This window comes from Clostridium sp. BNL1100 (genome assembly GCF_000244875.1).
Lineage (GTDB): Bacteria > Bacillota > Clostridia > Acetivibrionales > DSM-1351 > Ruminiclostridium.
Map to the genome: position 1 here is coordinate 3,107,714 of NC_016791.1, position 12,915 is coordinate 3,120,628.

12 protein-coding genes and 2 tRNA genes are annotated in these 12,915 nt (G+C 39.0%); all 14 read right to left on the bottom strand.

All coding sequences use genetic code 11. The annotated features are described in order from the left end of the window. Nucleotides 1-98: 98 nt before the first annotated feature. Nucleotides 99-287: a hypothetical protein gene (locus tag CLO1100_RS13165; RefSeq protein WP_014314246.1), complete on the bottom strand. Its 189-nt coding sequence runs from the start codon at nt 285-287 to the stop codon at nt 99-101. A 40-nt stretch (nt 288-327) separates the two neighbouring features. After that, nucleotides 328-1,077, bottom strand: coding sequence for an RNA polymerase sporulation sigma factor SigF (sigF, locus tag CLO1100_RS13170; protein WP_014314247.1), 750 nt, complete (start codon nt 1,075-1,077; stop codon nt 328-330). A 188-nt stretch (nt 1,078-1,265) separates the two neighbouring features. Continuing rightward, nucleotides 1,266-1,691 carry an anti-sigma F factor gene (gene spoIIAB, locus CLO1100_RS13175; RefSeq protein ID WP_014314248.1) on the bottom strand — a complete coding sequence of 142 codons (426 nt, stop codon included), beginning with the start codon at nt 1,689-1,691 and terminating at the stop codon, nt 1,266-1,268. A gap of 37 nt (nt 1,692-1,728) precedes the next feature. Continuing rightward, nucleotides 1,729-2,070, bottom strand: a complete 342-nt coding sequence (spoIIAA, locus tag CLO1100_RS13180) for an anti-sigma F factor antagonist (RefSeq protein ID WP_014314249.1) — start codon at nt 2,068-2,070, stop codon at nt 1,729-1,731. Nucleotides 2,071-2,124: 54 nt separating this feature from the next. Further along, nucleotides 2,125-3,066, bottom strand: a complete 942-nt coding sequence (gene whiA, locus CLO1100_RS13185) for a DNA-binding protein WhiA (RefSeq protein ID WP_014314250.1) — start codon at nt 3,064-3,066, stop codon at nt 2,125-2,127. 19 nt (nt 3,067-3,085) lie between these two features. Next, complete coding sequence (locus CLO1100_RS13190; RefSeq protein WP_014314251.1) at nt 3,086-5,077, bottom strand: amylo-alpha-1,6-glucosidase; 1,992 nt, start codon at nt 5,075-5,077, stop codon at nt 3,086-3,088. Between the two features lie 4 nt (nt 5,078-5,081). Further along, nucleotides 5,082-6,386, bottom strand: coding sequence for a YvcK family protein (locus CLO1100_RS13195; protein ID WP_014314252.1), 1,305 nt, complete (start codon nt 6,384-6,386; stop codon nt 5,082-5,084). Beyond that, entirely contained in the window at nt 6,383-7,258 is an 876-nt protein-coding gene (rapZ, locus tag CLO1100_RS13200) for an RNase adapter RapZ (protein ID WP_014314253.1), read from the bottom strand. The genes CLO1100_RS13195 and rapZ overlap by 4 nt, the downstream gene beginning before the upstream one ends. A gap of 36 nt (nt 7,259-7,294) precedes the next feature. Beyond that, nucleotides 7,295-8,239, bottom strand: coding sequence for a UDP-N-acetylmuramate dehydrogenase (murB, locus tag CLO1100_RS13205; RefSeq protein WP_014314254.1), 945 nt, complete (start codon nt 8,237-8,239; stop codon nt 7,295-7,297). A gap of 2 nt (nt 8,240-8,241) precedes the next feature. Next, nucleotides 8,242-8,964 carry a phosphatase gene (locus CLO1100_RS13210; RefSeq protein WP_014314255.1) on the bottom strand — a complete coding sequence of 241 codons (723 nt, stop codon included), beginning with the start codon at nt 8,962-8,964 and terminating at the stop codon, nt 8,242-8,244. A gap of 34 nt (nt 8,965-8,998) precedes the next feature. Continuing rightward, nucleotides 8,999-9,925, bottom strand: coding sequence for an HPr(Ser) kinase/phosphatase (gene hprK, locus CLO1100_RS13215; RefSeq protein ID WP_014314256.1), 927 nt, complete (start codon nt 9,923-9,925; stop codon nt 8,999-9,001). A 172-nt stretch (nt 9,926-10,097) separates the two neighbouring features. Then, entirely contained in the window at nt 10,098-12,539 is a 2,442-nt protein-coding gene (locus CLO1100_RS13220) for a sodium-translocating pyrophosphatase (protein ID WP_014314257.1), read from the bottom strand. Nucleotides 12,540-12,711: 172 nt separating this feature from the next. Continuing rightward, nucleotides 12,712-12,785 (bottom strand) — tRNA-Gly (locus CLO1100_RS13225). A gap of 6 nt (nt 12,786-12,791) precedes the next feature. Continuing rightward, nucleotides 12,792-12,866, bottom strand: a tRNA-Gly gene (locus CLO1100_RS13230). Nucleotides 12,867-12,915 lie beyond the last annotated feature (49 nt).

Here is a 12,915-nt window from a genome sequence, read left to right on the forward strand (position 1 = left end):
GGCCTCCCATATGAATATAAAAAAATGAAAATGCAATTTGCTATATTTAATATACTTTGCATTTTCATTCTAATTATTATGGTAAATTTTATATTCTGTTATAATCTTAATTCAATAGGACTATGGTTTAAAACATAAACTCCCTTGTTGTGTATTTTTTTTGAAGACGGGAAACCGGTGAGAACCAGCACAATTATTATAGCTCCCAAAATCAACGCAGCTATGACTGCAATAATAGCTTTGGTTTTATAAAAAGTCATTTTTCCTGTTTTAAAGTTGTTAATCATATCAAAATGCCACCTCTTATGATGTATAAACCGTTGACCTTTAATTATTGTTTGCAATCATTTTAGATTTAATATCCCTAAGTATCTTCTTTTCGATTCTGGAAACTTGTACCTGAGAAATCCCTAGCAGTTTTGCTATCTGAACCTGGGTCTTTTCCTTGAAATATCTTAATATGATTATCTGTCTCTCTCTTGTATCCAGTGTATCCAGTATTTGTCGTATTGCAATTTTGTCAATAAGATCGACTTCACAGCTGTTATTGTCTGCTGCATCTATCCTGTCTATAAGCAGTATGGGCGAATTGTCTCCATCGCCTATAGTACTGTACAGGGATTCAGGAGTACATCCTGCTTCAATAGCCATGACAAGTTCTTCAGGTGAAATATTCATACGCTGAGCAATTTCATTAATTGTAGGCTCCCTACCAAGTTCCTTACTCATTATCTCCTTGGTTATACGTGCTTTTGAGGAAACCTCCTTGAGAGATCTGCTTACTTTTATTATTCCGTCATCTCTGATAAATCTTTTTATTTCACCAATTATCATAGGAACAGCATATGTAGAGAATTTGACATCATAAGATGTATCAAACTTGTTTATTGCTTTGATTAACCCAATGCTTCCTATTTGAAATAAATCGTCAACTTCATATCCTCTGTTCTGAAATCTCTTTACAATGCTCCATACAAGGCCTACATTCTTTTCAACCAGAACGGATTGGGCTTGTTTGTCGCCAGCCTTGGCCTTTATTATAAGAGTTAAAACAGCATCATCTGATGTTTCCTTCATATTTTCTGCCTAAACCTTTCTGTCACATATTTTGCCTGTCCAGGCCGTATCTTATTACTTCGGGGAATGAAATCTTGTATAATCTAATTATTAGCCGCAATATATATATTTATACATAAATTCTAATTATTTACATTTAAATGCAAAAATCTCTAGCCCCCGGTGTTATTTCTATTCTGAAAATGTTTTTAAGATTTTAATTTTTTAAACATTGTGACAGTTGTACCCATATTGGGTTCAGAAACTATTTCGACGCTGTCCATAAAACTCTCCATAACAGTAAAACCCATTCCTGAGCGTTCCATGTCCGGCTTTGAAGTGTAAAGAGGCTGGCGTGCCAGCTCAATGTCTTCTATTCCTTTTCCTTTATCTGATATGATTATCTGAATACCTTCGTCATATAGTCTGCAAATCATTTCTACTGTTCCTGAAGAATCTTCATATCCATGTATTATGGCATTTGTCACAGCCTCGGAAACAGCCGTTTTTATATCCGCCAATTCCTCTACAGTAGGGTCAAGCTGAGACGCAAATGCCGCAGCAACAACTCTTCCGAAGGATTCATTATTGGATTTACTCATAAATTCAAGCTTCATCTCATTAACCAGTTGCATTTTTCTTCCTCACTCTCTTTAACATGATGTTACATTATTAACCGCACATGCTTGAAATAGCTGTATCCAAACTGTTGTACACAGGAATAATCTTTAATACGCCGGACATCTCAAATATTTGCAATATTTTTGGATTTGCATTTACTATAGCTGCCTTACCGTTCAACTTGCATACATTTTTGTACCTACCTACAACAACACCTATACCAGAGCTGTCCATGAAGTTTACATTGGTAAAATCAAATACAATATTTTTTATAGTTGCCTTGGTAATCTCACTGTCTATCTTTTGTCTGAGATACTGTGCAGAATGATGGTCCATATCTTCCATTATTCTTACAACAAGGGTTGTCCCTTTTTTTGAAAGTTTAACATCCAAACCTGTTTCCTCCTATTTGTTTATTCACAGTATCAATTCTATATTTCCCTGATTTTACCTTTCGTTATTTTTTCTAATCTCATCAGCAATTTCATCCAGCTTTCTTAATCTGTGGTTTACTCCTGACTTTCCAAGTTTCGGGTGAAGCATTTCTCCAAGCTCTTTAAGGCTTGCATCACTGAATTGAAGCCTTACGTCGGCTATCTCTGCAAGGTTTTCGGGGAGCATGTCTATTCCTATTGTGGATTGAATATACTTTATATTTTCTATTTGTCTAATAGAAGCATTTACCGTTTTCTCAAGATTCGCCGTTTCGCAGTTTACTATCCTATTTACACTGTTCCTCATATCTTTTAGTATTCTTACGTTTTCCAGTTCCATAAGCGCTGTGTGTGCACCAATAATATTCAGGAAATCCACTATCTGCTCTCCTTCTTTTATATAAGCCACAAAGCTGCCTTTGCGTTTGATTATCTTTGTATTTATATCATAATCATCCAGCAAGTCTTTTATAATTTCGGCAGACATAATATTGTGAGTTGCTATTTCCAGATGATATGTCTTTTCAGGATCGCTTATTGAACCTCCCGAAAGAAAAGCCGCCCTCAAAAAGCTTTTTCTGCAGCACACCTTTTCAAGTGTACTTGCAGTTGGAATATATTCGTCTCCAGAGAAAGCGCTTATTCCAAAGTCATACAGTATTCTGTTTATCATCTGGTTCGGTACCAGCGTAAGAGAATACGATACATGCTTTTTGAGTTTGCTGCTTCTTCTGATAGCAACCTCCGGGCAAATGCCGTATATTCTCCGGAATATTGAATATATTCTTCTGGCAAAAGCGGCATTTTCAGTGACCACTTTTGTATTTCTTAATACTTTTTCATGGGAAAAGAGGTTACCTGTAAGGATAACCCCTAAAATTTCGGATTTCATGCAACATTCCTCATGTAGCTCAATCCTGCAAAGCTCATCTTTTACTATAGTCGAAAAAGACACTTAACAACACTCCCGCACACTAATAATTTATTCTTTGACCAAGCTGGTCAATACCTATGTCTTCAACAGCAGCCCTCAGTATCTCGGAAACACTCCATGCCTGTGCAAAGCATCCTCTGGGATAGTGTGGATTGTCCCCGTCAAATATTTCTGAAATACTGCCCAATCCACCGTTTTTAACATGATCTGAAAACGGGTTTATAAATTCCAGAGCATTTCGTCGTGCCTGCTCTGTTCCACCCTTTATGTGAATATATGCCTTTATAAACCTTCCCAGAAGCCATGTCCAGACTGTTCCCTGATGGTACGCACCGTCTCTTTCAAGTTGGGTTCCGCAATAAACGCCCTTGTATCCACTGTTAGTACTGGATAATGACCTAAGCCCATAAGGCGTATATAGCTCTTCCCACACCTTATTCAGTATTTTTTCAGCCTTTTGTCCTTCAATAACCGGATAGGAAAGTCCTATGGCCAGAATCTGGTTTGGCCTGATATCTGAATCTTTCCCTTCAGAATTAATTACATCATACAAGCATTGATCCTTTTCATTCCAGAATTCCTTTTGAAAGGACTCCTTCGTTTTGGAGGCTATAGCCGAATAGATATCAATATCACCAAATCTTTCAGCAAGACCGGACATAATCATTAAAGCGTTATACCATAACGCATTTATTTCTACGGCTTTCCCATGACGAGGCGTTACTACCCAGTCTCCTACCTTGGCGTCCATCCATGTTAGCTGTGTATTTTCACTACCTGCCGTTACAAGGGCATCATCCGTCATTTTAATGTCATAGATGGTACCATTTACAAATCCACTACATATATCCTTGAGACAAGCGTATATATTCTTCTGAATAAAATTATAGTCCTCTGTGTAAGAAAGATAACTATTAACAGCCTCAAAATACCACAAGGCAGCATCTACACTGTTATAGGCCGGTTCTTCCCCGTCATCCGGAAACATATTGGGTATAAGCCCATGATTAACATACTTTGAGAATGTCAACAATATATCCTTTGCATCTCCATATCTGCCCGTTGCCAAGGTAAGGCCGCTGAAGGCAATCATAGTATCGCGGCCCCAGTCTGTAAACCATGGATACCCTGCTATAACCGTCTTTGATTTTGTTGATTTTCTGTATACAATGAAGCTATCCGCAGCAAGTACCAGCCTTCTGCATAGCTCGTTCTGAACACCGGCCCTGTCCAGAAGCTCTTTTAATCTTTCTTCTTCAGATTGTATAACTCGTGATGCATTTATATTTTCAAGGTCATAGTTTTCAGTTGATGCAATAAATGAAACTGTTTTTGTTTCCCAAGGTTTAACTTTTATGCTGAAACAGCCCGGTATAAAATGGTCTTCAGTATAGTCCAATCCCCGTTCCCTCTCAACCTCATAAAACATGTCATAAAAAAAGCAGTCATTGTAGCTTTTAAATTCTCCGCCATCAACCAGAAACCTGATTTCCGATTCTCCGTCTCCTGATACACGGATTACATTTGCTTCATGTTTTATGCTGAATTTTAAATGACTGCTTTTACTGGTATAATGATGGTCTCTGTTGTTTACAAGGGGGGTCAGCTTAAAAACCGCTTCCTTATTGCCGTTTCGTACCTCATACTGTACAATCACGGTATTATCTCCCTGCTTCATTGATACTTTCTTTTTTACAAAAATATCTTTATAAGAATAAATGAATTCCGGAAGATAATTATATTCAACCCTTTGAAGATGTGTATAGCCGTTATTTATATATCCGGTACCTGTTTGAAAGGAGCTAAGAGATACAGTAATTCCATCTTCAAAGCTCATGTCTTCGAGAATATTGGAAAGAAAAAGCTGCCTTTTAGTTGGAGGTACTGATGCAGAAACCAGTAAGCCGTGGTATCTTCTATTATTTGAACATATCAGGGACAGTGATGAATAACCTCCGATGCCATTTGTGATTAACCATTCTCTTTGACAGCCTTGCTGGTAGCTGTACCAGCAGCTTTTTCCAAAGTCCATATTATCAGCCTCCGATTTTATTGATTCTATCTTTTGCATAATAATAGTCAAGTATTCTGTCTCCGTCGTTTGCCAGAACAAGCTCGGTTACCAGTTCCATAATATTTTTTGCCAGCTTGTTTGAATCATGCCTTACATAGCCATTATTAATACTCTTAAAATCTCCGGTAATTATCTCAATCCCCATCTTCTTGACTACGTCAAAGTCAACCTTGACAAGCTCAGCTCCGTCTTTGCTGTATCTTTCCGCCATTTCTTCAGGAATTGTTGACGTATTTACAATACAGTAATCAATTAAACCCCTGTGAGAGTGTTTTTCTATTGCCTTTATATGATCACTCAATTTGTAGCCTTGAGTTTCACCCGGCTGTGTCATTACATTACACACGTATACTATAACAGCCCTTGTTTTGCCCAATGCATCACATACCCCGTCAACCAGAAGATTCGGTATTATGCTTGTATAAAGGCTTCCGGGGCCCAATACAACAATATCCGCTTCCAAAATGGCTTCAATTGCTTCATTCAAAGGCTTAACCTTTGTCTGATTCAGGAAAACTCGGTTTATTCTGGATTTATCACTTTCACTTCTGTGGCCTATGTTAAATTCGCCAAGGATTGTGTTTCCATTGTCTGTTTCGGCACATAACCTGACATCTTCAAGGGTAATAGGCAATACTGTTCCTGTTACTGCCAGAACATCACTCATTTTTTTTACAGCCTCTTCAAAGCTGTCTGAAATACCATCCATTGCAGCCAGAAACAGGTTTCCGAAGCTCTGTCCTTTTAACATTCCATCCTGAAATCTGTATTGAAGCAGTTTTTGCATTATAGGCTCCGTATTTGCCAATGCAAGAATACAGTTTCGGATATCACCCGGAGGCAACATACCAAGATCTTCCCGCAATACCCCTGAACCGCCTCCATCATCCGCTACGGTAACCAATGCTGTAAGATTTGACGAGTACTTTTTTAGTCCTCTCAACATTGTTGAAAGGCCTGTACCGCCTCCTATTGCCACTATTTTAGGCCCCTTGACCGAAATTTTTTTTTCATGGAGAAGGCTACTTATATCCTGTCCGTTCATTAACTTACCTGCAAAATTTTTCACAAGAAGTCTGAAAGCTGCAAAAACACCTGCAAGACCCAAAAACGCTAAAGTAGCCATTTCAATAATGTATGGGACTCCCTTATCGTAATTATATATGGTAAATAAGATACTGAAACATATTAAGGCTATACCTGCTGAAAGTAATGCTATCCACCTTTTGATTCTGGCACCAGGCTTCATCCAACTGAACCGACTCATTTTCCAACCCCTTTACCGTCTTTCTCTATATCTCTGTGTTCAATAACCACCCTATGCATTTTTTCTTCCAGTCTTCTATATATTTCATCCGCTATTGCAACCGACCTGTGTCTTCCGCCTGTACAACCTATTCCGATGTCCAACTGGGATTTTCCCTCTTTTATATAGTTTGGAATCAGGAAATCCAGCATATCGTCCAGCTTTGATATAAACTCCTTTGTTTCCGAAGCAGTTAGTACGAATTCCTTAACCATCTGATCCTTTCCTGTCTGTTTCTTCATAGGAGCTATATAATAAGGGTTAGGTATAAACCTGACATCAAAAACAAGGTCGCAATCTGTTGGAATCCCATATTTAAATCCAAAGGATACCACATTGATTATTATCCCTTTAAAAGTTTTGCCTTCTAAAAATATACCGTTTATCTCCTGTTTGAGTTGTCTGGTTACTAGAGTCGATGTATCTATTATATAGTTTGCATTTGATTTTATGGTCTGAAGTGCTTTTCTTTCTTCCCTGATTCCCTTAATAAGGCGGCCTTCCGGTGATAAGGGATGCTGTCTTCTGCTTTCCTTATATCTTTTTACAAGAACATCGTCATCTGCTTCAAGGAAAAGTATTTCATAGCTGAAACCCGATTCCTTGACCTCTGCTAAAGCAGGGAAAAGGTCGTGTAAAAGTTCACCGCCTCTAATATCTATAACCAGAGCAATTTTTTCCATCTTGCCCTCGCTCTGGGCACTGATTTCGGCAAATTTGGGAATCAGTGCTGGAGGAAGGTTATCGACGCAGAAAAATCCTATATCCTCTAAATATTTGGTAACAAGGCTTTTGCCCGCACCTGACATTCCCGTTACTATTACAAATCTCATCCTAATCCCCCAAATCTTTTGTATGTGTAATCTTTATTAGTTAAAGTCTCCTATAATCCTTAGTTCAGGCTCTAACTGAACTCCAAATTTCTCATCAACCGTACTCTGTATGTGCTTTATCAAGGCTAAAACATCACTACATGTAGCGCCTCCCCGATTTATAATGAAGCCGCTGTGTTTATCTGATATTTGTGCCCCTCCAATCCCAAAACCTCTAAGTTCACTATCGTCAATAAGCTTACCCACAAAATATCCCTGGGGTCTTTTGAAGACACTCCCTGCACTGGGCCATTCCAAAGGCTGCTTATCCCTTCGCTTAAAATTGAACTCATCCATTTTTTCCTTTATTTTTAAGCTGTCACCCTTCTGAAGCTTTAATCTTGTTTTGAGAACTATCCCCTTTGATTTCTGTATGATACTGTTTCTATAGGAAAAACAATGTTCATCCCCGATTATCGTCCTGATATTCCCCTCTCGATCCATGTATTCGGTCTGGTGAACAACCATACACATTTCACCTATATAGGCTCCTGCATTCATAGTTACGGCCCCGCCCACAGTACCTGGGATTCCTTCAGCAAATTCCAGCCCTGTAAGTGAATATTCAAGTGCCAGTTTAGATGCCTTTGAAACAAGTATTCCTGCTTCAAGCTCGATTGTATCATTGTCAACCTTGAAGGCTGCCATATTGTCATATATTTTAATTACAACGCCCCTGATTCCCTGGTCTGACACCAGCAGATTAGTACCGTTTCCCATAACCATAAATGGGACATTGGATTTCATGCACTCTCTTACAATGTTTACTAGCTGAGTGCTGTTTTTGGGATAAGTCATTATATCAGCAGGCCCGCCTATTTTAAAGGAGGTATGATTAGACATAGGTTCATTAACTGACACTCCGTCCTTTCCGGTAACAGAAACTAGCTTCTGAACAAACTCCTCATTCTGTAATATAACGCATTCCTCCTTCTCTAGCATATCTATTTTTCAATACGTTTTTTCCTTTCGGAGAGATAATTTTCCATCTTCTCAACAGAAGTAGTAACAACCAGATCTTCCGGCATCTCCACTTCCTTTAAAATCTTCATGACATTATCAAACCTGCCAATATTAAAGCTTATGTGAGCGTCTGTCCCTGTTGTTATCCTTACACCGTATTTTTTACACATTCGTGCTATGTCCCTGCAATTCCCTTCACTTCCCTTGCGCACATTAAAGGAATGGTTGTTCAGTTCAATAAGCTTGCCGTAATCCTTAGCTGTTTTAACAACCTTCTCAATGTCTATCTGGAATTGGGGATTTCCCGGATGAGCAAAAATATCTATATATGGATTTTTTAATATTTCAATGGCTGCATTGGTATGATTTTCAATCGTAGAAGGTTCTATACAGATATCATGAAAGCTGGCAAGAACCAGCTCCAACTTTTTTAAATATCTCTCCGGCAAATCAACCGTACCATTATAATCCGTTATGTTTAATTCTATACCACGAACAATCCTTACCCCATACAATATATCCGGTATGATTTCAAGATTCCCGAAATGATAGAGAAATGGAGCTCCCTTCATTGCCGGACCGTGATCGGAAATATTAATCATGCGAATTCCATTTGTATAAGCCTCTTTGGCGTTTTCCTGAACTGTACTGTATGCGTGTCCACTTGAAACTGTATGTGTGTGCGTATCAACTACTATATTCAATGATCCTACCTCCCCAGCCGGGTTTTAAATGTATTTATAAATCTTTATTTATATTTCCAAGTACTCTTTCGCTAAGAGCTTTTGCAGCATTGTATCCCATTTTCTTCTGTCGGTTGTTCATGGCAGCTACCTCTACTATAATTGCCAGATTTCTTCCGGGGCTAACCGGAATATTAAGACAAGGCACTGCAAGACCCAATATTTCTGTAAATTCATCTTCAAGACCAAGTCTGTCATATATTTTCTTATCGTTCCAATGTTCAAGCTTTATTACAAGGTTTATATTCTCTGTCATTTTAACGGAACCTACGCCATAAAGGTTTTTTACATCAAGAATACCGATACCTCTTATCTCTATAAAGTGACGTATTATATCAGGAGCAGTACCTACAAGGGTCTTATCCGAAACCTTTCTGACTTCGACATTATCATCGGCTACAAGCCTGTGTCCTCTTTTTACCAGTTCCAGAGCTATTTCACTTTTTCCAACTCCACTTTCTCCAAGTATCAGTATACCTTCACCGTATACTTCTACAAGCACGCCGTGCATACTTGTTCTTGGTGCAAGCTGAAGATTCAGATATCTTATTACACCGCTCATAAATCTGGATGTTACATCATCTGTCCTTAAAACAGGAATGTTATATTTACGGCCTACTTCTATCATTTCAGGGAAAACCCCTAATCCTCTTGCTACAACCATACACGGGAATCCGCATTTAAAGAAGTTATCCAGTCTCTTATACCGTTCTTCCTCTGTTAGCTGCATCAAGTAGGCAGTTTCACCTTTACCGATTATCTGCATTCTATCTGTTCCAAAATATTCCATATATCCGGCAAGCTGTAATCCCGGCCTGTTCACATCGGCTGATGAGATTTCCACATTCTCGTAGTCCGGGGTCCCGGTTAATTCTTCAAGCTGAAACTCTTCCATTATCTCTCTTATGGTTACAGAAAACATCTGAAACACCTCAATTCGTTGTATATTAGGCTAACGCAATACACTTGTTTTCTTCTTTTTGATACATACCTTATTATTATATTATAATGGAGATAAAAAGGAAATGGGCTGGAGCAAAACTGTGCTTTGGCCGTATGTTTCAGCCAAAGCACCAACTGTATTTATGTTCCCTCTAGTTTTTCTTGTCTATCCTCATTCTATAGAAGGATCTCCATACAAAGAATAATGCACATACCAAAAATACTAACCCCACATAAGGTGCAGCATCCTTGAAGGTATCTGAAATAGCTATTTCCATTGCCAGCAGGCCAAAAAGAGTAGTAAATTTGATTATCGGGTTAAGAGACACAGAAGAAGTATCCTTAAAGGGGTCTCCTACCGTATCTCCTACTACCGTGGCATCATGAAGAGGTGTACCCTTCTGCTGCAAATCCACTTCAACCACCTTTTTAGCATTATCCCAGCACCCTCCGGCATTTGCCATAAATATTGCCTGATACAGACCGAAAACTGCTATAGACATCAGATATGACACAAAAAGTGCTACCGAATCATTTCCTGATTTTGGAGAAGACAAAAATGCAAACGCCAACGAAAATGAGAAGATTGCCACAAAAATATTGAGCATTCCTTTTTGCGCATATTGTGTGCAAATTTTTACAACCTCTTTAGATTTCTCCACAGCTGCTTTTGAACTGGCATCCTCATCCAGCTGTATGTTTTTCTTTATATATTCTACTGCCCTGTAAGCGCCTGTTGAGACAGCCTGAGTAGAAGCTCCCGTAAACCAGTAGATTACAGCTCCACCGCAGAGAAAGCCAAGAATAGTGAAAGGATTAAGCAGGTTTAATATTTCCTCAGGTTTGACTCCAAGAGTGTCCTTAATCACCAGTATCAGTGAAAAAATCATTGTTGTGGCCCCAACTACTGCGGTACCTATCAATACCGGTTTTGCTGTTGCCTTGAAGGTATTGCCCGCTCCGTCATTTGCCTCCAGATAATACTTTGCTTTTTCAAAGTCAGGCGTAAAACCAAAGTCTTTTTCTATCTCGAGATCAATTTCAGGTATAGATTCTATTAATGATAACTCATATATAGATTGGGCATTATCCGTAACAGGCCCATAGCTGTCAACTGCAATGGTAACAGGCCCCATACCTAAAAATCCGAATGCCACCAAACCGAAAGCGAATATTGAGGGGTAACTCATTATATCTGCCAGCCCAATCCTGCTTGCAATATAAGCTGCAAACATCAGAACAATGAAAACCATGCCCTTCCAGAAGGCACTAAAATTACCGGCTACAAGTCCGGAAAGGATATTAAGGGATGGTCCTCCTTCTCTGGAGGCTGTAACCGTTTCCTTTACATGAACTGATTTGGGACTTGTAAATATCTTTGTAAACTCAGGTATAAGCGCAGCTCCCAGAGTTCCGCAGCTTATTATTAAAGATAAGACAAGCCATAATCCGTCTGAAGTATCGTTTGTTAAGGTTCCCGGGCCTATCATAATAAAGCTTGTCAGGAAGGTTGCTATTATTGACAAAAAAGAAGTAATCCAGACGAGGCTTGTCAGAGGCTTTTCAAAATCAATATTTTCACTGTTCCCGAATCTGATTTTACTGAGTAATTTGTTTATATAAAATGATGCTATTGAAGTTATTATCATGAGAATGCGCATTGTAAATATCCATATGAGCATATGACTTTGAAGATTGCATGTTACAGCCAGCATAATAAATGTTATCAGCGCCACTCCTGTGACTCCGTAGGTCTCAAAGCCGTCCGCTGTAGGGCCTACACTGTCTCCCGCATTATCACCTGTGCAATCCGCTATAACACCCGGATTTCTTGGATCGTCCTCCTTGATTTTAAAAACAATTTTCATAAGATCAGATCCAATATCAGCTATCTTGGTAAAAATGCCTCCTGCTATACGCAATACGCTGGCTCCAAGGGATTCACCTATTGCAAATCCTATAAAACTTGCACCTGCCAGTTCACCGGGAACAAACCTCAGAATTATAAGCATCATAACAAGCTCAATGCAAATAAGGATTACACCTATACTCATTCCCGAATCAAGAGGTATAAAGAGCAGCTTCAAGGGTTTTCTCTCCAAGGAGGAAAAAGCCATTCTGCTGTTCGCCATGGTGTTCATCCTTATACCATACCACGCAACGCTGTACGAACCCAAAATACCTATTACAGTGAAGCACAGTATCAGAGCCACCCCTCCCGCTCCCTTATCCTGTAGGAAGCCAAAGTAGAAAGCAATGCATACTCCAATAAAAATGAGCAGTAAAGCCAGAAACTTCCCTTGCTGAACCAGATAGGTTCTGCAGGTTTGATAAATGGTATCTGCAACGTCCAACATGCTTTTATGTGCAGCAATTTTTTTTATCTTCAGGAATTGGAATACTCCGAATAACATACCCAACATACATACCAGTATTCCTATGTAGAGTATATTGTTCTGAATAGAGGATAGCGGCGGAGTTTTGAGATCCACCTCCCCTGCAAAAACAGAAAGAGGTGATAAAGCAACCATTATTGAACTTATTAATAATACTCTCAATACCTTCTTCCACAACTTTTTATGCTGCGAATACATATTTCCTCCTTTTACCATAAAGGTTAAAAAATCCTATATACTATTTTATAGGCTATGTATTCTCAACATTCGGATTTTTATGAATTTCTTGCTGAAATAGCACGTACAAGCTTATTTCATGTTGACAAAGCATAAAAAAAGAACTGTTTTCTAAGAAAACAGTTCTTTTTTATGGAGCGGGTGATGGGAATCGAACCCACGCAATCAGCTTGGAAGGCTGATGTTCTACCATTGAACTACACCCGCAAATAGTGGAGCGGGTTACGAGATTTGAACTCGCGACTTTCACCTTGGCAAGGTGACACTCTACCGCTGAGTTAAACCCGCATCACTGACTGCAAGAGATATTATACCGAGCAGCAACTGATTTGTCAAC